At 56.2% G+C, this 21,741-nt stretch carries 14 protein-coding genes and 3 pseudogenes; 10 read left to right on the top strand and 7 right to left on the bottom strand.

Going from position 1 to position 21,741, the window contains the following annotated elements; all coding sequences use genetic code 11:
- Positions 1 to 564: 564 nt before the first annotated feature.
- The 3 genes and pseudogenes from ACSQ8V_RS39105 to ACSQ8V_RS39115 form a co-directional block, all read left to right on the top strand.
- Complete coding sequence (locus tag ACSQ8V_RS39105; protein ID WP_436209462.1) at positions 565 to 1,971, top strand: sensor domain-containing diguanylate cyclase; 1,407 nt, start codon at positions 565 to 567, stop codon at positions 1,969 to 1,971.
- Positions 1,972 to 2,282: 311 nt separating this feature from the next.
- Complete coding sequence (locus tag ACSQ8V_RS39110) at positions 2,283 to 3,131, top strand: hypothetical protein (protein WP_436209463.1); 849 nt, start codon at positions 2,283 to 2,285, stop codon at positions 3,129 to 3,131.
- Between the two features lie 1,556 nt (positions 3,132 to 4,687).
- Positions 4,688 to 4,924: pseudogene (locus ACSQ8V_RS39115) on the top strand (transposase); the annotation flags it as partial.
- A gap of 499 nt (positions 4,925 to 5,423) precedes the next feature.
- On the opposite strand, the gene ACSQ8V_RS39120 reads toward ACSQ8V_RS39115, so the two are convergent.
- Positions 5,424 to 7,103 carry a methyl-accepting chemotaxis protein gene (locus ACSQ8V_RS39120; RefSeq protein WP_436209464.1) on the bottom strand — a complete coding sequence of 560 codons (1,680 nt, stop codon included), beginning with the start codon at positions 7,101 to 7,103 and terminating at the stop codon, positions 5,424 to 5,426.
- Between the two features lie 723 nt (positions 7,104 to 7,826).
- Here ACSQ8V_RS39120 and ACSQ8V_RS39125 point away from each other — a divergent pair.
- The 3 genes from ACSQ8V_RS39125 (at position 7,827) to ACSQ8V_RS39135 (ending at position 10,480) form a co-directional block, all read left to right on the top strand.
- Positions 7,827 to 8,441 (top strand): hypothetical protein, encoded by a 615-nt coding sequence (locus tag ACSQ8V_RS39125; RefSeq protein ID WP_436209465.1) that lies wholly within the window; start codon positions 7,827 to 7,829, stop codon positions 8,439 to 8,441.
- Positions 8,438 to 9,286, top strand: coding sequence for a hypothetical protein (locus ACSQ8V_RS39130; protein ID WP_436209466.1), 849 nt, complete (start codon positions 8,438 to 8,440; stop codon positions 9,284 to 9,286). The genes ACSQ8V_RS39125 and ACSQ8V_RS39130 overlap by 4 nt, the downstream gene beginning before the upstream one ends.
- Positions 9,287 to 9,427: 141 nt before the next feature.
- Complete coding sequence (locus ACSQ8V_RS39135) at positions 9,428 to 10,480, top strand: AI-2E family transporter (RefSeq protein ID WP_436209467.1); 1,053 nt, start codon at positions 9,428 to 9,430, stop codon at positions 10,478 to 10,480.
- A 226-nt stretch (positions 10,481 to 10,706) separates the two neighbouring features.
- On the opposite strand, the gene ACSQ8V_RS39140 is transcribed toward ACSQ8V_RS39135, so the two are convergent.
- On the bottom strand, positions 10,707 to 11,180 hold the full coding sequence (locus tag ACSQ8V_RS39140; RefSeq protein ID WP_436209468.1) for an HU family DNA-binding protein: 474 nt from the start codon (positions 11,178 to 11,180) through the stop codon (positions 10,707 to 10,709).
- 495 nt (positions 11,181 to 11,675) lie between these two features.
- Between ACSQ8V_RS39140 and ACSQ8V_RS39145 the strand changes: the two genes are divergently transcribed.
- The gene (locus ACSQ8V_RS39145) at positions 11,676 to 12,524 is read left to right on the top strand and encodes an H-NS family nucleoid-associated regulatory protein (protein WP_436209469.1); all 849 of its coding nucleotides are present in this window, start codon (positions 11,676 to 11,678) and stop codon (positions 12,522 to 12,524) included.
- Between the two features lie 871 nt (positions 12,525 to 13,395).
- Here ACSQ8V_RS39145 and ACSQ8V_RS39150 read toward each other — a convergent pair.
- A complete protein-coding gene (locus ACSQ8V_RS39150) occupies positions 13,396 to 13,596 on the bottom strand; it encodes a hypothetical protein (protein ID WP_436209470.1) in 201 nt (66 codons plus the stop codon).
- Positions 13,597 to 14,235: 639 nt separating this feature from the next.
- Here ACSQ8V_RS39150 and ACSQ8V_RS39155 point away from each other — a divergent pair.
- The 3 genes and pseudogenes from ACSQ8V_RS39155 to ACSQ8V_RS39165 form a co-directional block, all read left to right on the top strand.
- Positions 14,236 to 14,448, top strand: coding sequence for a DUF6566 family protein (locus ACSQ8V_RS39155; RefSeq protein ID WP_436209471.1), 213 nt, complete (start codon positions 14,236 to 14,238; stop codon positions 14,446 to 14,448).
- A gap of 160 nt (positions 14,449 to 14,608) precedes the next feature.
- Positions 14,609 to 14,845 carry a hypothetical protein gene (locus ACSQ8V_RS39160; protein WP_436209472.1) on the top strand — a complete coding sequence of 79 codons (237 nt, stop codon included), beginning with the start codon at positions 14,609 to 14,611 and terminating at the stop codon, positions 14,843 to 14,845.
- Between the two features lie 141 nt (positions 14,846 to 14,986).
- Positions 14,987 to 15,150: pseudogene (locus ACSQ8V_RS39165) on the top strand (IS110 family transposase); the annotation flags it as partial.
- Positions 15,151 to 15,383: 233 nt separating this feature from the next.
- Here the strand turns inward: ACSQ8V_RS39165 and ACSQ8V_RS39170 are convergent.
- The 4 genes and pseudogenes from ACSQ8V_RS39170 to ACSQ8V_RS39185 all read right to left on the bottom strand — a co-directional run bounded on the left by ACSQ8V_RS39170 (position 15,384) and on the right by ACSQ8V_RS39185 (position 21,610).
- Positions 15,384 to 15,578 (bottom strand): 4-oxalocrotonate tautomerase, encoded by a 195-nt coding sequence (locus ACSQ8V_RS39170; RefSeq protein ID WP_047848548.1) that lies wholly within the window; start codon positions 15,576 to 15,578, stop codon positions 15,384 to 15,386.
- 126 nt (positions 15,579 to 15,704) lie between these two features.
- Positions 15,705 to 15,812: pseudogene (locus ACSQ8V_RS39175) on the bottom strand (ATP-binding protein); the annotation flags it as partial.
- Positions 15,813 to 15,889: 77 nt separating this feature from the next.
- Entirely contained in the window at positions 15,890 to 19,684 is a 3,795-nt protein-coding gene (locus ACSQ8V_RS39180) for a hypothetical protein (protein ID WP_436209473.1), read from the bottom strand.
- A gap of 1,191 nt (positions 19,685 to 20,875) precedes the next feature.
- Positions 20,876 to 21,610 (bottom strand): Crp/Fnr family transcriptional regulator, encoded by a 735-nt coding sequence (locus ACSQ8V_RS39185; RefSeq protein ID WP_097276643.1) that lies wholly within the window; start codon positions 21,608 to 21,610, stop codon positions 20,876 to 20,878.
- Positions 21,611 to 21,741 lie beyond the last annotated feature (131 nt).

Consider the following 21,741-nt stretch of genomic DNA (forward strand, 5'->3'; position numbering starts at 1 on the left):
AAACCCTGTTTATTGCTTTGAGCGTACGCGCGACACGATCTCTGCCGGTCAATTGCCGCATCAGTGCCATGTCGAGCACGATAAGGCTGAAATCCTCCGTCATGCCAAGTGAAACCATCGGCCCCGTTGGAAACCATATCAACCTGGAAACCGTTTCCTGACAGCAATTGACGTAAAACATGAGTTGCGAGCGGCGGCGATCCGCTCGCGTTGCGGCGCCGGGGCACAACGGATAAGCGATACTCGTGCCTTGGTGAACTGGTAATCAGTCCGCGAGCGAATCTGGATGCAACTCTATAACTGAAAGGCCTAAGCGGGTACCGCTTTTCTTTGCAACATGACCCGTGTATATCATTGGCCAAGCTTGGCGCTTCCCGTTGCGTGATCGTGGCGCCACGTTCGTGCCGCCCGTAAGCTTTATGAAATTCAATCGACGACACTTCGGCGCGACTGCAGACGATGGAAAAGAAAAATAATTGGTTCAGGTCCTCCACAAACAGATTGCTGCAAGGCAAGCTAGCGTCGCCCAACAGCGTTGTCTATGGCGGTGTGCTGGTCGCCCTCATGATGCTCGGCCTGTGCGCGATCGTGCTGTATCAGAGCCGACGCGACGCATTGGATCGAACCAGGGAGACATCGCACAACGTCGCCCTAATCGCGGAACGAGATATCGAGCGGAATTTCGAGTTATACGGGCTCTCGCTGCAGGCGGTTGTAGACGGTCTGCATCGACCGGATGTTATGGCTTTGCCGCTACACCTGCGAAGGCTGCTGTTGTTTGATCGTGCGGCCACCGCAAAATATCTCGAGTCGATGCTCGTACTGGATGAATCCGGCAATATTGTCATCGACTCGGCTAGCGATGTTCCGCGAAAGCGCAATTTCGCGGATCGCAAGTATTTCACTGTGCAGCGGGATAACCCGAACGTGGGCCTCTATATCAGCGATCCGTTTCGCTCCCGGCTGCACGACGGGGCACCGAGCATTGTCCTGAGTCGCCGGCTTTCGCATCTCGACGGATCGTTTGCCGGGGCTGTGGTCATCGCAATCGATCTAGAGTATTTCCACAACCTATTCGCCGGGCTATCGCTGGGCTCGCACGGGTCCGTGGCCCTGATCGGTCGGGATGGCATTATGATTATGCGTCAGCCGTATGACCCTCACATCATTGGCCGTGATATCACGGGAGCGAGTACCTTTCAGCACTTCGTCGCCGCGCAAGAAGGCAGTTTTTCCGACACCGCGTCGATTGACGGCGTTCGCCGGCTTTACTCATTCAAGAATTTTCCGCACTTGCCCCTGATCATCATGGTCGCAGCGGCGGAGCAGGACATCTATGCGGCTTGGCGGCAGAGAGCACTGACTATCGGCACGCTGATGCTGGGTTTCGGTTTCGGGTTCGTCGTGTTGTCAGCCGTGCTGGGTGCCCAGCTCAGGCGACGGATGCGCGCGGAATCGGAGCTGCAGTTGCTTGCCAGAACCGATGACCTGACAGGCCTGCACAATCGACGTACGCTCGGCGAGATCCTCGACAGCGAATGGCGCCGCGCGAGACGGACGAGAACTGTGTTTTCGCTGCTGTTTGTCGATATCGACCGGTTCAAAGCATACAACGACGCCTATGGCCACCTGGCGGGTGACGAAGCGCTGGCTGCGGTCGCACGATGCATTGGTGAGACCATCCGGCGTCCCGCCGATAGCGCGGCGCGCTACGGCGGTGAAGAATTCATCGTGGTTCTTCCGGACACGGCTGCTGCGGGCGCATCGCTGATCGCCGAGAAGATTCGATTAGCCATCAGCGAGCTTGGGATCGAACACGCCAATAGCGAATACGGACGCATCACCGCAAGCATCGGAGCGACGAGTTGGCAGCCGGAACAAAATAGCGACGTGACGGCTGTGATTAAAGCTGCCGATGAGGCGTTATACATCGCGAAGACAATGGGTAGGAACAGGGTGTCGTCTTCGTGACGGGGCACTTATGCCGAACAACCAGCGACAAACAAGGCCAGCGGCGTCTGTCTGCTGACACAGCGGTTCCCGAGTAGCCGAAAGCGGCAGCAGCGGTTTGGCATTCCAGGAGAACAGCTCGTCGATTCAGTCGCTCGGATGATATGCGATGCGATCAACGCTGCGCTGGCGACGCGCCAGCGCGTTTGTCCGGTTTGTCAGCATGCGACTGCCATGACACAATACATGGCCGCTCGGGCACGGGCTCGCGGAAACCTCACGTGGTCCTAGTGTCAACTGCAACCCTATCTAAGCGCCGCAGGCGCCTCTTATTGGCAGCTTTCAGTGCGACGGCCATTGCGCTCAACGCGCGTGCCGTGCCGAAGAAGCATTTCGACATCGTCTACCCACAGATTCGGCCCGGCGGCGACGTTCATGCCGCCTTCGCGCTGGCGGTCCTTGATCTCGCGATGAAGTCGGCCAATGCCGACTTCACGACTCGACAAGCGGAAGTCGTCATGGAGCGTGGCCGTGCGCTCGCCGAGCTTGCAGACGATGACACCATCAACCTGCACTGGACGAGCATGGAAGCACGGGCCGAGCGCGGGCTGAACGTGGTCCACATCCCGATTCACCGAGGCCTGATCGGCTATCGAGTGTTCCTCATAAGAAAAAACCGGCAGCCGGATTTCGACAGAATCGACAGTCTTGACGACCTGAAGGCGCTGACAGGAGGGCAAGGGCTTGGATGGGTCGACACAAAAATCCTGAGAAGCGCCGGCTTGAATGTGCAAACGGCGACCTACGAAACGCTTTTCAAAATGACCCAGGGCAGACGGATCGACTATTTCCCTCGCGGCGTCATTGAAGCGTTTGCTGAACTGGAAGCGCGCAAGCAAACGGAGCCGGACCTTGCGGTCGAGAACAGGCTGTTGCTGATATATCGGTCGGATTTTCTGTTCTATGTCGCCCGGGGTCACAAGGAACTCGCCGCGACGATAGAGAAAGGGTTCTCCGCAGCCTATCGAGACGGCTCGTACATGAAGCTGTTCAACACCCATCCGTATATTCAGAATGCGTTGACACAAGCGAACCTGGCCGGCAGAAAGGTTGTCCACCTCGATAACCCGTATCTTTCAGAAGCGGACCGCAAGATTCCCGAGGACTATTGGATGCACTGACCCGCTGTTATCCATGGGACGGACTCGGCGTGTGAAGATTGCGCCTTCGCCATCGGGGAAATGACGCTGGAGTTCGGTATCGCGGTGAAGTACCCCGACCGTACATTAATGAGAACATCGGTCGCAGAAAACGAAATCGGAGGGCGAGACCTGCCGGGATGTTACGCCCATCCATGAAGAATTGCGCCGCGAAAACTCGCGACTCGTGACAGGGAAAATCGATTCAAGCCGATATTAAGGAAAATCGAACACGACATAGATTACCCCAAGCGAACCGCGACTCATTCGGCGCTGCGAAGGATGTGCTGCGCACATCAATGATTCTTGAACGGTGTGACATTTGAATCAAGTGGCAGTGATGCGCCGGATCGCGAAGAGCCATACGTCGTCGCTCCATAAGAAGGTCGGGTGCGCTCTGCGTGTGGGTCGTCCACGGGGCTGCCGGCGGGTAACGGGCCTTTGATTGATGTACCGTGCCCTGCTGCTCTGCCTCGACCACTTGAGCTTTGACTTACGCACGGGTTATGGGCCCATTTGAACTCTGTGCGAATGACGCGGCGGGAACGATCAGCGTGGAGGCGACACAAGAAGGTGTTGAGTAAAGATCTCATGATGTTTCTCAATTGATCATTTATCGCCCGGAGCCTCCGAGCAACCGATTGAACATCGTTGATAGCTGACCGCCAGAGACAGCAATCTCCGAGACAAAAATTACCGCAATCAGTGTCAATATGGTTAACAATGCATGTTGTTAGTTTGCGCTTCGCGACCCTAAGGATTACTTATCTAGAAAAAAGTGACTTTAGAGCGGCATAAGCAATTTTTAAATCCCTCCGACTCACAGCGCAAACCTATCCTCGCCAAATCCACTTGTGCGCAGCTGTCCCTAAATGCATCGAAGATGCAGACTCGGCGTCATGTAAAAATTGAGTAGGCTTCTCACGGACTCCGCGCTCTCCGACGATAGCGGAGTTACGCAGTCGCAGGGGGATCCATGCTCGGACTCGCGATGCGGGAATGAAATCTGCCATTGCAGCAAGGCTCACCGGGACTAACCTAGCTCGACCCGCAGCAATCGTGACGCTGCCAAGACTCACAATCTCGGGTACGCCGTGGGTGCCGCAGCAGGGACAGGCATTTAAGGTTGTCCGCACGGAGGTTATGCAACTGGCCCTTCGGCCCATTCCTGCTTGGGCGACACTCACCCTGGGCGAGTGGGTACGGCACCCGCAAATATCGAGCGGCTGAACGCGGGGTGAAATCGGTTGAGGAACTCGACCTTCAGGCGCTGCACCGCGCACTGGATCGGCTGATCCGGGAACGGACTGGACAGATCAACCAGATCCGGGCATTTCTTCTGGAAGACGGCATGACCGTCGTGCAAAGCAGAGCGAAGCTGCAGCACCGTTTGCCGGAGCTCATGAACGACGCTAGTTCCGGGCTGTCGGTCGTGATGCTGCGACTGCTGGATATCCTTGTTCGACGCTGGAGAGAACTGGACGAGGCCATCACCAATTTCACGCGTGAGATCGAACTGATTGCGCGGCAGCGAGCTCTGTCAGCGCCTCGTCACCATTCCCGGTTTGGCACACTCAGTGCCACCGCGCTCGTCGCCGCTGTAGGTGACGCCAAGTAATTCCGGCACGCCCGGGATCTGGCCGCCTGGATCGGCCCCGTGTCCCGGCAGCTTGGTACGGGCGGCAAGCCTTGTCTTCTGGGCGGCGGGCGCCGAGGCAACAGCTATATGCGAAAGTTGCTAATCCACGGTGCACGCGGTGTCATGAGCCGGTTGAACCGATCAAAACACCGGCTGGCAGCTTGGCTCACTGAGTTCGAAGCGCGCAGTCATCTGAACATTGCTGCCGTCGCGCTGGCCAACAAACTGGCGCGCATCGCCTGGGCCTTGCTTACTAATGAAAAACTATCGTCCAGCCTGAGTTCCCGTCCCGTTACTGCAAGTGACATTGTGTCGAAGAACAGTCAATCGGCGCGATCGTGAACCTGTGTGCGCACAAGGCTCACTGAGGCCGCGGAAGTTCATAGGTCGATCGCGCGCGGATACCCATCACGGCCGGAACCTCGTACCGAGACCGAATAGATATAAACAGACGCCCCTTCCAGGCAGCAAAAAACGTCGCTTCCAATTCGTGGGTGGACCATAGATTTGCGCACGTTAGGCGTTCACGAACTGCGCGTTCGAATGGCACGGGTCGCCGCGATCCTGACGCTCGAATCTCCTCGAAGCGGCCGTGCAGCCACCCAGCAAAGTCCAGGTGAACTCACGGCATTCTCTCAGTGCAAACCTTGGATTGCGGGAGCACCCCGACTTTCGGCTCGGTTCGTACCGCGAAGTACTTTGGCAGCCATTCTCGCCGGTGCTGTCAGGCTACTAATGGCAGACGCGGCGCTGTCCGACAGTTTGAACACTGCCACGGCTTGCACCAATTGCTGGGCTTGGGACTTCAGGCTTTCTGCAGCCGCAGCACTCTCTTCTACCAACGCAGCGTTCTGCTGCGTAACCTGGTCCATCTGACTCACAGCCTCGCCCACTTGCCCCATGCCGACGCTCTGCTCATTGGTGGCCACACTGATCTCACCCATGATGTCGGTCACACGCGCGATCGCGCTGACGATCTCGGTCATTGTCGTGCCAGCGTGATTAACCAGGGCGGTACCCTGTGCTACACGTTCAACACTAGTTGAGATCAGAGTCTTGATTTCCTTGGCCGCGGCTGCGCTGCGCTGTGCCAGGTTGCGCACTTCCCCGGCAACCACAGCGAAGCCACGACCCTGGTCACCGGCTCGCGCCGCTTCCACGGCAGCGTTCAGCGCGAGGATATTGGTCTGGAAGGCGATACCATCGATTACGCTGATAATCTCGGCAATCTTCTTCGAGCTGTCGTTGATACCAGTCATCGTTTCGACGACCTCATCAACAACCGCTCCGCCTTTGACGGCGATCGTACTCGCGCTCTGCGACAGTTCGTTAGCCAGCTTGGCGTTTTCTGCGTTTTGTTTGACCGTAGCTGTGAGCTGTTCCATCGAAGCGGCGGTTTCTTCCAGAGCGCTCGCCTGCTCCTCGGTGCGACTCGACAGATCCAGATTGCCCTGAGCGATTTGCGCGCTTGCCGTAGCAACACCGTCGGCGTTCTCGCGTACATCCGACACAACTAGCAATAGACTGTCGCGCATGTTCTTCAGCGATGCCATCAGGCTATGTGTGTCGCCGGGCCGCAGGTCGATGCTTACGCTGAGATCGCCTGCCGCGACGCTTTTCGCCAGGTCGGCGGCTGTTGCCGGCTCTGTTCCCAACTGTCGCGTCAGGCTGCGCGTCAGCCAAGCGCCAATTCCAATTCCGGTCAAGGCAGAAAAGATCACCAGGATGATCATAAGATTGCGGCTTTCCAGATACAGATTCTGGTTGGATTCGGCGGCTTCCTTCGCGTCTTCCTGCTTCCTGCTGACCAGGGTGTTCATCAGTTCGTCAACCTTGTTGACCTTCTGCCGGAAATTGCCGAACAAGTTTTCGGTTAGCTCGCTGCGATCCTGCAACGGAGCCGTGCTGGCTTTCGTTCCCATCTCCTTGAAGGCCTGGGCGTAGTCGCGCCAGCTCTGATCAAGTTCAGCGAAGACCGCTTTACCTTTTTCACTCCAGTACAGCGGTCTGGCTTTGTCGAGCGCATCCCGCGCCCGCGCGAGGTTTTTCTCGCTTCGGTCCAGGAAGCCGGCTCGCTGCTCAGCGCTGGAGGCCAGTATGGCGTTGCTCAACGAGCGGCCAGCCTCCAGCAGATCGATATTCGCCTTCTGGGTCAAGGATAGCCCCACGAGGTCAAGATGGTAGACCTTGTCGCCCTCGTCATTAATCTGGGCCATATTGCGGATGCCGATCCCGCTGACGACCGCGCCGATCGAGCATACGAGTACAAACGCGCTGATCAATTTGGTGCCGAGTCTCATGTTGCTGAATGTCATGTTGCCGTTCCTTGAAGTTGAAGGACTTTTTCCATTGCGGGTGATCGCATGAGACGCGCGCAAATTCTGCGCACAGTTTCGAGTAAGAAAATCAGAGTCTCGTTGCTCGATTTCATCTGAAGAAAGCAACAAACGGACGCACGCACTCGCAATACAATTAGTAATCCTCTTCATAATTGATGCACTACGAAGCAGCTCATATCCAGACCGGCTTAACTCAGGCGCTCTAAGAGTATTTCGGCGCAGGCGCACCGAACTTGAGAGTTTGTGCGTATAGATTTATCTTCATGCGGCCGTATGCAGAAGATCGGGGACAAAGATGCTGGACAATCTGCGATCCGAACGAAGGCACTTACTGACGCCTTGTTACGATTGTCAGCAATCCGCAGGGTAGCGTCGAACGGCCGAAAGTGGCCGGACGCGACCTCATGCGATGGGCATACGCAGCTTGAACTTCGCAAAGCTGCGACTGGCGTCATGCAACCCAAAGCCACCAGAAAGCTTTTAGAAAGTTGACGTACGATGTTGTAGACGAGAATGAACCAAACCGTGGGAGGCTATTTCCGTCGACTTGACCGCCGTCATAGACGACGAGATGGCTTACCTGATGGGATACGGCGGTTGGAATCCGCGACGTTTCTAACGAAAAGAGCCCAGCGAGTCCGCCCAGCACGCTGGCCTTATCAGCTATGCTGGCGACGTTGCCAAACGATCGGAGTTGCCATGCGACTGATCATCGAGGCCCGCCTCGAGGGTGGGGAAACGAGTGAGACTGAAGCGACGACCGTTGCTGTTGTGGAACGAAAGGACCGAAGCGTCGCCGGCCTGGAACTCACACTTGCCGAAGGTCGCGCCTTGCTCGCTGAGGTTCAATCGTTACTGGTATCGGAGCAGACTGCCGGGTGGATGGAGAGCCAATTGGCTTGCCACCGTTGTGGCTCAATGCTGGCGCACAAGGATGCCCGGTCGATCGTGGTGCGAACCGTATTTGGCAAGGTCGACGTGCCGAGTCCGAGGCTGTGGGCGTGCAGCTGCGCGGCAAAGCAAGGTCAACCCCGCCGCTCTGTGAGTCCGCTGTGCAAGGCCGTTCACCAGCGTGTGACGCCGGAATTGGAGTACCTGCAGGCCAAATGGGCCGCCCATCTACCCTACCGTCAGGCCACTGAGCTGCTTCGAGAGGTCCTTCCGCTGGACAAAGGGATTTCCTTCGGTAGTACTCGCCGTCGGATCCTCGCCATCGGTAGCGCGCTGGACGCGCAGATCGAGCGCGATATCGCGTCTGGACCAAAAGCGGTCAGCGCAGAACAGGTTCGCGATCGACCACCGTCGGCTGCGTGAGCGTCGACTCGGCGTGGCTGAGCTTCAGCAGCAGCCCCAAGAGCCGCAAGGCGGCGCGCGACCTTGCGGAGATGAAATCGCCTTGGGCGCAGAAGTTAACGCGGGATCGACATGTCAACATCGTTGCGGGCCGTGCAACTCTTGCTGATCGCACTCCGCGTCTCTACGCGTACGTGCATAAGCTAGTGCCATCGGCGCCCGCGCGGTTGGACCAATTTCTCTTTGCAAGCGGCGTGGCTCCAGACGAGCGAGTCACCGTGATCAGCGATGACGCTGGCGAATTCGGCGAGGCTGTGGACGGCAGCCAGCTCGCTCGGGGAAGGATCCTGGACTGGTTTCACATCGCGATGAAGTTCAAGGCTGCCAAGAACTCGGTGTTAGGAAGCGAGACGGTGGAGCCCCACGAGCGAATCGCTGTAGAGACAGAGATCGATCACGCCAAGTGGCTGGTTTGGCATGGAAAGAGCCGACGATCGGCGTCCCGCATCAAGGCCCTGCATGCCACACTGTTGGAGAAGGAAGGCTATGAGCACTCGACGTTGTTCCGGAACCTGCGCCGCCTGTACTTCTACACCGAGAACAACGCCGGTACGCTGGTGAACTATGGAATGCGCTATCACAAGGGACTACCGATCAGCAGCAGCATTGCCGAGTCCGCGGTGAACCTGGTGGTCAGCCATCGCATGGCGAAGAAGCAACAAATGCGATGGACGGACGAGGGAGCGCACTGCCTGGCACAGGTCAGAATTGCTGTTCTAAACAAAGAATTCTCGGTTAAGAAACTTGCCGTGTTGGCCAAGACTTCTGCAGCTGCAAACTCGCCAAGTGAGCGCCGAGCGGCGTGAACTGACCTCCCACGGTTTGGTTCACTCTCGTCTACGACGCACGATCCTGTTCACAGCGAGAGTGCCTGATATTCCCACCGACGGAAATGCGAACAATCTACAATCTGCGCTTACCGATTCATACCACTTCGAAGATTAACGATGGCGACAACCCCTAGCTCCGTCGCGCAGACGGCAACCGGTGTAGCGGCGTGTCTGGCGATCCTGTATTTTTTGCGCCCGGTGCTCGTCCCTTTTTTTCTGGCCGTGTTGCTCCGTATTCTCATTGGGGGCATCGTTTCACTGGTGATGCGCATGCTTCCCCGTGCGCCAAGATGGCTGGTACTCGTTGCGACCGCTGTTATTGTCGGCTTCAGCGCATACAGCATTCTTATCGTTATCCTCCAGGGCACGAGCGATCTCATCAAACAAGGTCCGGCCCTCCCCGCTGAGCTCGACAGCCTCATTCGATCGGTCAGCGTAGGGTTTGGGCGAAAGTTCGATCTAGCAACTGTCCTTGGGTTTATCGACTTCCCTGCACTGGAGCACAGCTTGGCTTCCGGGATAGGCGAGGCGGTGTCGGAAGCGTTTCTTACGTTATTTTTCTTCATGTTTATGCTTTTGGGACCCACGACAGACACCGACCCAAAGGTTGTCAAGATCGCTACCAACGAAGCGAGAGCGAACTCCCATCGGATGGTGCTCTATAAAGTCGTCCGTAGCGTGCAGATCTATCTGATTTCCCAGACTGCCGTCAACCTGGCGATTGCCGCGATCGCCGCAGCCGTCTTCCGTTTCGCTCAATTGCCTAATACGGCATTTTGGTCGGTCACGGTATTTCTGCTGGCATTCATGCCCGTCGTCGGACCGTTTGTTGCCAGCGTTGTGCCGGCACTTTTTGCCGCAATCCATAGCGAATCGATTGCCGTGCCTCTTGGTGTGTTCGCGATCGTTCTCTCGATTTTCCAGGTCGCACACAATCTCGTACTGCCCAAACTCCAGGCCAAAAGCACTAACACGGATCCACTCGTGGGGATGTTCGCGTTAGGGATCTGCACGCTCCTCTGGGGTGTACCGGGCGCCATTCTCGCAACTCCCCTGACAGTGCTGATGATGGTGATAGCCGCCCAGTTTCAAAGTACTCGTTGGCTAGCGATTTTCATGTCAAACGACGGTGAGCCAGACACAGTTGATCCCCGGTTCCCCATCGAGTAACTCGTCGGAGATACAACTTACCGCTAACGTCGGGGCGACCTGATCCGGGTCGACGAGAGGCGTTCACTCCGCCGGCGCCCTCGCGCAGTTGCGCTTCACTTCGTTCGCTGTGGTCAACTCACGGGAGGACTTACATCTCCAAGATTGCGCCCATGCTGGGCGTAAAATGGGAAACGCCCCTCGGATTTTCGTCGCGAGGGGCGTTATCACTTCAGAACACTTTCGCTTACAGCGCAGCATCCTTCAGCTTCTTTAGCGGGCGCACCTTGAGGCGCACCGAAGCCGGCTTCGCCGCAAACCATTTGTCTTCACCCGTGAACGGATCCTTGCCGAAGCGCTTCTTCTTGGCCGGCACGTCTTGCGCAACCACCTTCAGCAAGCCCGGCAGCGTGAACTCCTGTGCGCCCTTCTTGTGAATCGATGCGAGCACCGTTTCTTCGAGTGCCGCCAACAACGCCTTGGCCGCCTTCGGCTCCACGCCGGAGCGCTCGGCAAGGTGAATGGTCAGCGACGCCTTCGTGAACGTATCCTTGATCGGTTTCAAGGGAGCCGCCTCGACTGGTTTCTTCACTGCAGGCGCGGCCGCTTTCTTCACGACTGGCGCAGCTTTCTTGCTGACAGTTGTCGCTTTTTTCGTAGCGGGTGCTGCCGCTTTCTTCGTCGCCGGCGCCGCGGTTTTCTTGGTGGCGGTAGTTGCCATGAATGCCTCTCTTCTAGTCAAAGGTTGCCCAAGGCCTTTGCCTTTGCGCCGTCACCGACTAACGCAAAGGTACAAATTCTCGGGTTTGGCGCCAGCGTAACAACACCAACATGAAGACGCAACGTCTGAGCTCGTGAATTAAGGGGTTTTCGGCACAAAAGTCACGAAGACGGTGACCTGTACCTCGCTTCATGGAGGTGGATCTAGTGGAACTCTTACCCAATAGGGCTTGGAGCACGATCAACGACGGTCGAATCAAACAACAGCTTTACTCTCGGGCAGTCGCTGTTTTGAGAAAAATAGTGTCTCAACTAGCATGGTGTCGCGATGATCGGGCGTACATGAACGGTGGCAGACAAACTCAAATCGCGAAGGCCCCTTCCCGGTTCAACCGCCATAGTTGGTTGCATCTGCGTAACGCGAAAACCCTATCAGCGCTTTCGCACTATCGAGGCTCATGGCATAGTGCGGCCATATCCATTTAAGGAGCTCACGATGCCCACCCTCGAACAGATCCAAGCAAAGATGAAGAAATTGCAGGTGCAAGCAGATACGTTGATCGCAAAAAAGGCGCAAGCCGCGCTCGACCAAATTCGAAAAATCATGCTGACGCACGGTTTGACCACTGAGGACATCGAGGCCAAAGCAAAGGCAAAGCGCGATGCGAAAGCAGCGAATGGGAGTGCTCCAATTGTTAAGGCGAAGGCCACCAAAAGTCTAAAGGGCGGTACCCCGCCAAAGTATCAACATCCTAAGACAGGCGCCACCTGGACCGGCCACGGTCGTGCGCCGGCATGGATTGCGGAGGCTAAGGATCGCGCCAAGTTCCTGATTGCGAGTGGCATTGATGCCGTTCGTGCGGCAAGCGTGAGTCCTGTGAATCCTGTGAGTAAGGCCAAGACTACGGCCAAGAAAGCCTCGGTAGCTGCAGGCGCAGTTGCTTCCAAGGGACAGCTTAAAGGACCGCAGCCCGCAAAATACCTCGACCCGAAGACCGGAGCAACCTGGAGCGGACGTGGTCCGGCACCCGCGTGGCTTGCGGCAGCGAAAGACCGGACGAGCTTTCTGGTTGACGGCGCCGACAGTGGTGCGGCGAAAGCGGGTAGCGCAAAGCTTGCAGGTAAAAAAACTTCCGCGAAGAAAGTAGCGAAGAAAGCTGTAGCGACGAAGCCTGCCGCCAAGAAGACCGTGTCTGCGAAGACTGTGGTGGGTAAAAAAGTTGCTGTGAATGCGACTCAGAAGCCATCCGCAAAAAAGGCGCCGACGAAAAAGACGGCGCCAAAGAGCGCGGCCGTGAGCACCCCGTCAGCAGTTGTCGAAACCGGTGTCGGCTCAACGACCTGAATGTGATCGCCCGGTTTGACCAGCGACTACTTCTCACACCGGGCGAACGAAGGACACTATGTCTTATTGGTGCTGCGGTAAGGAGCCGGTGCCAAGCCTTTCATCCACAGCCATGTCTAGAGCTTACTCGCGGTGTTCTTCGCACATTTGCGGTGGAGACTTGCCGCCCCACCAACGAATACCACTCAGCCGACCTACACCGCGCGATGTGCCTGGGCCTATCCGTTCGACTTCGCGTGGTCCCGACCTTCGAAGTTTCAGACGCTTGACCGTCTAAGCTGGCAGCGACTCACGGAAGCGCTGTCAGTATTGCGCACGACCAATGCAGAACCTCACGTTGATCTGCGCGCCCACTATTCCTTCGATATTCCCAACCTCGCGAGAACCCTGACGGGTCCCCCCGCCGATCTTCGAAGTGCATTTTTTGTGCTGAGCAGCCACGGGGTGATACTCGACTTCGCCAGTACGCCTTTGCGGTTCCGTCAATCTGCGCTGAGACTCGATTTCACGCGACGATATAACAGTTTGCGGCATTCACGTATTGCCCAGTCCATCATCGCACCTTGCGCGACACCTCTGGATTCGATCAAAACCTGCCTCCGAAATCTCGTTTCGAAGCTCCGTTCGGTGGCCTTGTCTGGCCGATCATCTCCGGCTCGGTTACGTCGATCAGTCGTAGCCGGCGTCGCTCCGGCTAGTCAATCCTGGGGGGTATGCGTCGATGGCAGAACTGGATTCCACCTGACCGGCCGTCGGCTCCCGATTTCAAGCATGCAACTCGATATTTTTGCTGACTGCCGCGACGTGATACGGCGTAACGATGCCCTGAGCACGCTGCAACGCTACGACGCCGTGAGCCACGCTTCGACGGTCATGCAGCCTCCAACAGTTCGCAATATCGGGGCGCTGCCGACTGTTCGGGGTAGTCCGCTTCGTACAGCAGTTTCGCCGTGTTCCAGTCGATTCCCACCGCCGCTTCCGGCCTGTAGATGATCAACGCCATTTCGAAGCGCGTCATCCAGAGTTGACGTGCCAACTTGTAGCCAGCGGAGTTGCGCGTAATATCTTTCATGCGTGTTCCTTGGTCGTAGGTGGATAACCACCCTACCCTACGCCATTCACCGATCCTTGTCTGCAAGCCTTTTTGAACCATGCAACTGCTCGTTTTCGCACGCTCCGCGGGTCTAGAACTGCGACCACACCTCTCGGTCGGATAAATTGGTCTGCACCGACAGTTAGCGTCGGATAGTATCCGTAAGCGGAACCTTGCAATGACCCACATCTTGCCGATTTCCGTAAATATCATTCTATTAGGAATACTCTTTAATTAAATGAAAGCGAAACCGAAATCTAATTGGGCGCATCAGGCAGACGCGGTCGTGACGCGGGCAGAAGAGGAGCGGTTGGAGCACGAGGTCGCGGGCAGCAATCTTAAGGACGCCGGCTGGTCACACAATTTAGGACGTTACTCGATCGGTTGTGGAGCAGGTAGGCCAGAACACTCCGCTCGCTTGCCGGCGATTGGGCCAAAGCAAGGTAGCTCACCGATTTTTTACTAACGGCCGTGACTGAGCATGATATTTTGAGAGGGTACTTCGGGGCAACCCGCGCTCGCTCTCAGGCAACGGAAGGTCCGATTTTGTAGGCAACGACATTGTTGGAAAAGGCGCATGCTAGGGTCTTCGATCGCTCACATTGATGGAGATCAGCGATGAGCAAAAAGACCTTCTTACATGGCAAATACACCGTAACCGTTGAATCAGTAGAAAGCGACACGGGTTCCTGGTCGTCAGCAATCGGTCTAGCAAAGGACGGCGCAGATGTTCCCGTACACCTGCCAAGGAGCATACAATCGACGTGGCCAACCGACGGTGAGGCAATCCTTGGCTGGCATTGCACAGGGACTTGTATGCGTGAATCGTGATAACAAAAGCGCAAGCGACTGACTAAGCGATATCGCGATGACCTCGTGGCGATGTTCAACGTTCGAAAGATGCGAGACTGCAGACATCGTTCGATGTTCGTGTCGAGCGCAAGACCACCCCGCATGACGCAATGTGCGATCACCTAAGAGGATACGGATCATGTACGAAGCCAAGTTAAGCAACCTAGCTGCACGGATAGCGATTCAAACCAGCAACGTGGCGTTAAGCGGCGACGAGACAGCGAAGTGGGTTGAGAGTACGAATGCTGAAGTTGATGCATTACAGTTTGAGATCGAGCGCAATCAAAACGTCGGGGCTGCGCCGCGTGCTGCGCTGTTGCAGACACTGGCAGACGCGCGCGACCGTTTGCGAGTTCTGGCACTCGATCAGATCTAAGTGGGAAGCGCCAGGCTTCTCATACGCCATGTCGCTTACGCATCTGGTCGATCACCGCCGTGGAAAACAGGTCAAAGCGACTTTGACCGTCAGTCAACCGGCAACGGATCTTTAAACACGCTCCGCAGAAGATTAGCCATCATGCAAGAAGTCACGCAGGTCGGCATTGATTTGGGCAAGCACTCTTTTCACCTTCACGACAAGATCGGCAAGGCAAAGCCATGTTCCGCAGGAAGGTAGATCGCAAGCAACTGGTCGAGTTCTTCGCCACTTTGCAACCATGCACCGTCGTCATGGAAGCCTGTTGCGCGAACCGCCGCGGGTGCGTCGCGGGGGTTTCTGCATTTGCTGGTCTGCTCCCGAAGGATGTGATCGACGCTGTTCTACCTTTGATCCTTGACTCCGGCCGGCCAATGGGTGTTCGTTGGCTGCCGAAGAGCAACCGTCCAGATCGCAACTTAGTGGGATGTGCAAAGCTATGTCCGCAACCGCAGCGCGGCCAAACCATCTTGACTCGCCTCGCGTGGCCGCGTGCGAGCTACTCCTGCTTCGGTGTTGCATAAAATTTCCCGGCGTGGGCCCAGTTCGTCGGAGGGATTTCGACGAATATGACGTCGATAGATTCGACCGGACAATTCAACACGTCCGACGTGAGCTTTGTCACCTCCTCGACGTACTTGGCCTTTTGCTCGTGTGTCCGCCCTGGCGACAACTCGATCCTGACGATGGGCATTTGATTTCTCCGTTGGTTAGTGATTGCGCCGCCATGTGCCGGAATTGTTAGCATCCGTTCGACCGCCGACAATGGTAATGGAGGTGCGCATTCTGTGTGCAGAAAGAGGTCGAGCCGACATAGGAGATCGGGGTCACCGATCGCCTCCTGCAGGTTTGCGAAGAACGCTCCTTCCGCATGGCGAGGCTTGTGCTCACACCGCGCGTGGTAGCTCGTCATCCTAGGATATCGCCTCCGCCTAATTCAAGAACACTCATTCAACGATTTCGCTCGCTCGACCATCAACGACGTCGCGGTATCGAATATGCACCTCACTCAAATCTCTCGTCTCGTTCGCGATCGCGCGTGGTTTCCCAGCGCAAATCATCGCTGGCTTCACGTAGCAAGCTAACCTTCTTCGCCGCGATGAATGAATATAGCGCTGCATTGCCTTGGACATCGAACTGTTCTAGCAGCATTGCGTTCGTTTGCAATATTGTCGACCTTGAACCGCTCCACATCATCGGCCGAAGCCGCGCAACAAATGCGCCCATTACCACGAGCGGATCAGGAGCACCGTGTACTAGCCGCGCTGCTACAGGAGACCATGCACTCGGGTTTTGATCGGCGGTTAGAGTGAAGACGGACACGACAGAAGCAACGCCTGGATAGCGATTGACTGGATCTTCGGAGCACCATTTAAGCAGCGTACTTTCACTCACCTCATCCATTGGATTTTGTTGTCGATGGCTTGACTGGTCGATCAGACGCACACTGGCTGAAACCGCCGTCTGATCTCCCGTTAGCAGTGCATCCAGTACTGCTTTGGGCTGCACTTTGAGCAGCGCTTTGAGAAGCTGATCGTGATCAAACCCGCTGATCTTGTGCTCTATGGCCGCCAGCCTGAAATTCTCGCACAGTGTTTTCACGACGCGATAGCCCTCGTCGCCTGCCCCGCAAACGGCTACAACACCGTGCAGGTGATAATCATGCCGCCAACTGTGTTGATCGAAGTTCAATGTCTGAAGGACGGTTCTGCCCGCTTCAACGACTTCAGGTGTATGAGCGCGTTTATCCTGAAGATCGGTAAAGAACTGCGTGCTGAGCAATTGAATAGCGACGGGCTCGCCATCGATTGCTTTTGAGATAGATGTAATGAATGCCGCGATGTCTGCTCCCGGAACGACCTCGACTGCGCGACCCAGTTGAACGTTCGCGTACATCTGGATTGGTGCCTTTCCGATATCAAGTGAGCGGATTAGCCGAGTCATACCGAGTGGCGTGAAAGGTGTCGAGGTTTGCAACGAAGGGAAATATGGCGCGAGCGGTTCGTTCTCTAAAGCTTCATCTAACAACTCGTCAAGCAACGGCGAGTCGTTAGAGCTCAATTCAAAAAGAAATCCACCTAACGCTCTCGTATCGCGCCTGTCTTGCGGTGTTACCTCGAACTGCTCGACGATGTTCCGCCAAAGCTGCATCGGCTCTTTCGTTCCTTGAGCCAGACCCATCCCGAATTCCCATAGATTCCCCTTCCCGCCAACGATTTCTGGCATAAGTACGGTTAGTGCGGCCGAATCGCTTGCGACGTCGCTGCCAAGCGACTTAACTTCCGCCTGCCGTTGCTCGATCGCTAGGTGAAAATTATGCGCATCCCCTGCGCCAATTCCGTCGACGTCATATGAGCTTGAGGCAAACACCTTGCCTCTAACGCATTCCACCAGATCACGGGGACGAAGCATTTCCTCCAGCTTTGTTAGCCTTGCGTAGTTTTCGGAAGCCTTGTCCTTCTCGTCGTAGAAGCGGGTCTGTTTCACTGCGAGCCAACCATCGCTCCAAAATCCCTGGGCAGCGAATCTGGCAGCTACGTTCTCGAGTTCGTCCCGCAGGCCAACTTGCGTCCACAGACCGCGGAAACTCATTGATATAACATTGTTTACGTCATTCGCGGCAGCATTGCCGGTCGACGCAAATTCTTCGGCGACAACGAAGGCCGCCCTATACCAATGTGTCATTTCGCCATATGTACTCGGCGCATACCCGTAGTCGCGTGAATGCGCGCCAAATTGGAAATCATGATGCGAAGTAAAATAATTACATTGCAGCATCGCGCGCAAAGCAGCGATGCCCAGACCACGTTCCATCGCACCATCAGAGCCTATCAAATTCCTCACAACGCTGGCTCGCTGCTCCGAGGTTGCGTGAGTGCCGGACAGATAAATGGAGAACAGTGACGTATGAATCTCATGCGCCTCTTTCGCAATCCTCTCTTCACCGCGAATTGCGATGACCTGAAGCAACGCAGTACATCGATCAAACAGCGCTGCGCCCCAAGCTAGAGAGCGCAGTAGCCGCGGCAAATAGTCGCCTGAAGTGATTGGCGTTTCAGCGTCAAGTGTCAGCAGGTTGACCTCAAGTGCCCGCAAGCCAGCTTCTGGTTCGGCTGGCAAGCTGTTCCGAAGCATCGAGCTGCCAAACTCGTTGAGATTCCAAATGTGCTCCCCGATCCATCCGTTAGTACCAAGCCAATCGCGGACGATACTTGCCGCTTCCTGGCTGCTGTCAAGATAACCAAGCCGCCTGGAAAGCGATATCGTTAGACGCTGCGGTGCACCGTTTACGAGGTATTGCTGAATACGGGCATACGGTATGTTTTGCAGCGCGGTCGCTGCGATACGGTTGGCCAAGGCATGTGGAAGAATCGCGCGCCACTTACCGCGTCGTTGGGCCAGATCACGTCTAAGTAACTCCGCTACGTCACGGTGCACTTGATCGGCAGTTCCACCGATCAAACCGCCTATTCTCGCCATCTCGGCTTCTTCATCATCCGATATATCTTCACCGTTGAACGAGTACACCAGCGCGCAAGCTTGCGCAGTTTCGAACAAGGACCGATCCTGTCCTTGGCGCTGAAAAAACAAGCGCTCAAACAACTGCGTGTCATTGAGCCTGGCAAGTGTGCCGCCCCGCCCGACGGTATCCGCCAATGCAATGGCGATGCGCGCGTTGCCACCGGAAAACTCCGCCGCTGTTCTGGCGTCTATTTGCGATAGTTTCGGAAACCGGCTTCGAAGAAGCTGCTCGATAAGATTGATCGACGCAGCTCGAATTTCAAATACATCGGTGCCTTCCGGTAAATCGTCCTGGATGTCGTATTCAATCGTCAAAACGCTTACCGGACTTGCGGTAGACCCTACTAGCGCCGCCAGTCGCGCATGCAGCTCTGATGCGCAGTTGTCTACAATCAATATGGCACGCGTGCCGTTCGCGATTAAATCGGATGCGAGGCTAAATGGTTGTGGGTTCGGCTCATTGCTCATATTCGTGTAGATAGCAAGGGCCGGGTCTAATGCTTCCTCGCCAATACGCTCGTCGAACAATGCTTGTACAAATCGAGTCTTGCCTACTCCAGACAATCCCACTAGACGTACCACGCGCGCGGAGCTACGCAAGATTCCGCGAATCTTTTTCAAGCCCTCTTCGACCGACATATCGTCACTACTATTAACTGTTCGATCGCGAACGCGGGCGTCGCTTTCCGAAAGATATCCCGCCTCAGTACCGCCAGCCGGGTATGCCCACGCGCCGTACGGCTCCCATCCCGGTATCGCTCGGCCTATCGCTCGCCGTGTCCAAACGACGAGACCAGCGTGACTTCGGATCCACGTTGCCAAACGAGTGCGGTCGTAGAAGTCAAACGCAATTTGATCATCCAATCCCGCGAGTGCGTCGGCCATCGCCTTCATTCGCTTAGTCAGTGCAATGTCAGCAGTAGAGCCCTCCGAGCTGACAATAATATAAGCCCCACCGTCTTCGGCCAGTTGACGGATAGCTGGACGCAACTCGCCCTTGGGACACATTTCACCGGCAATCGCTCGTGGCGGCATGTCCTGTTTCTTGACTTGGAATCCAGTGGCGGGTCGCGGGATGAATCCATCGATTGGTTTGTCCCGCTGCAAGCTGACTCGCACATCTAAGCCGCCGTCCTTCGCATTCTGGTCACCACCCCAAGTTACCGCGGCTGTGGGATACCCACGACTACGCAAATCCGCCTCGCATAGCAGCGCGACGAGTGTCCTCAACTGCGTGTCGTCGAGCTGCGCAACATCTTGAGGCGTAATTTCGAACATGATTGCCGGATGATTAAGTGGGTGCGAGCCATTGTCTGCCAAAGCGGCATCGGCGCACTGGCATGGATCGCGTAGACCGAATTAAATGTGTCACCGACCGGACCCCGAAGCATCGGGCCGAGGCGCCGCTGAGGTGACACTTTTGCTTGCAGTCGGAACGACGTAAAACTGTCACTTCGCATAAGTCCGTATTAACTTTGTCACTTCGCATCGTGCTTAGTGCCTTTTGCCGTAACTCTCTGATTTTGTGGATGATTCTCGATCGCGACCGGCGGTTGTCCGTCACCTGTGCCTGCCGCATGGGCGCCGCGCTTGGGAGGCGCCATCAGCAGTTCTTGCTTAACCGTAGAGGGCCGATGAGCAGCGTTGTGTGATTGCAACTAAGGATATACAGTTAGGAATACGACATAGATTAAATCTAATCCAGAGCGATGCCTTGCATCAGATATGATTGAACCCGAAGCAAGGGGTTCTATCCAGTGACCGAGGTATATTCAACCTGTGAGTTCAGTCGCAGGGAGCGGGTCAACTACCGGAGCTGAACCGCTTACGCAGCAAGGGATGCGGGCCGACACGGAGGTTCTAGCGAGCGCCTCGACCATACCCTTCTGGGACACCGATGGCAGTACAATTCACCGCATCCTTTCGTACCGGAGGCGACCCCACCTGCTATGCTGCCACACCGTTGCACCGCGGCCATAGATAAGGATTACGTATCATAAAATCATAAAGAAAGAGGGCGATCTTCATGCTTTCCCTAGGCTTGCTTTTGCGCTCCGCAACGCAAGAAAGCGACCCAAGCGGATTACACAGTGACACGCTCGCGGACCGGCGGCAGTGACGATTTTCCTTCGCTCGCGCCAAGTCATTGAACCGGCGCGTTTTTTTGCGAAAGTGACTGACCAACACGCGAAGTGACAGTTTTATTGCCGAAGTTGTGACACTTTTAATGCGGTCTACGAATACGGGCGGTCGAATTCTTCGCCGAAAACCTGAGGTGATCCTCGCACGGCAGTTCCCTGCACGTAACAGAAGACCGACATGCCCGACGGACAAGAGTTAGTACCCGAATTCGCGTAGCCGATCGAAACGCAGTCGTACCTGTTCGGCACTGAGAGGACGACGACCAGCTGCCCTCTCGACTCATTCACCGATCCGCGCGACCAGACCTTCGCGGCAACAGGACAACCCTTAGCAGACTTCCTCAGTCTGGCGCACGCGTGGCAGCATCCGGTCGAACTCGCGCTTGACGATGCCATAGCATTCGCACGCCCGGGCTTCCAGACCTGCGCGATCCAGCACCTTGATACAACCACGGCTGTGATGGATCAGGCCCGCGTCATGGAGCTTGCCTGCCGCTTCCGTGACCCCTTCGCGACGCACGCCCAGCATGTCGGCGATCATCTGCTGCGTCACCTGAAACTCGTTCGACGGCGTACGGTCAATCTCGATCAGCAACCAGCGGCACAGTTGCTTGCTCAGCGAGTGGTGACGGTTGCACGCGGCGGTCTGCGCGACTTGCGTCAGCAGGGCTTGCATGTACAGCAGCATCAGGCGGCGCAGGAAATCCGAGCGATTGAACTGCTCGCGCAAGGCGGCGGCGCTCATCCGATAAGCAAAGCCCGGGCATTGAACCTGAACGCGCGTCGGCATGGTATCGCCGCCGGTCAGGATAGGAACGCCGGTCATGCCTTCCCGGCCGATGGCGGCGATCTCCGCCGAGCTGCCGTCTTCCATCGAGTGAAGCAGAGAGATGATGGCGGTCGTCGGGAAATACACGTGATGGATCCGTTGCCCTGAATCACAAAGCAGTTGGCCTGTACGAAGCTGAACGAGTTCCAGATGCGGTGTAAGCGCTTGCCATTCGTGCGCCGGAAGCGCACCCAACAAATGATTGCCGTGCAGGTCGGATTGAAGGGTCAACATGTTTTTCTTCTCTGATTCGTGCGCTGTGCGCCGTATTTTTATTCTGGTCCACCCCGCGTCCCGTGATGCATCTAACGGCATCCATCGAAGACGTATTGCGACCAGCCCCGTAAGCAGCTCTGCCAAAGTCG

This window comes from Caballeronia sp. LjRoot31, assembly GCF_964253885.1.
Lineage (GTDB): Bacteria > Pseudomonadota > Gammaproteobacteria > Burkholderiales > Burkholderiaceae > Caballeronia.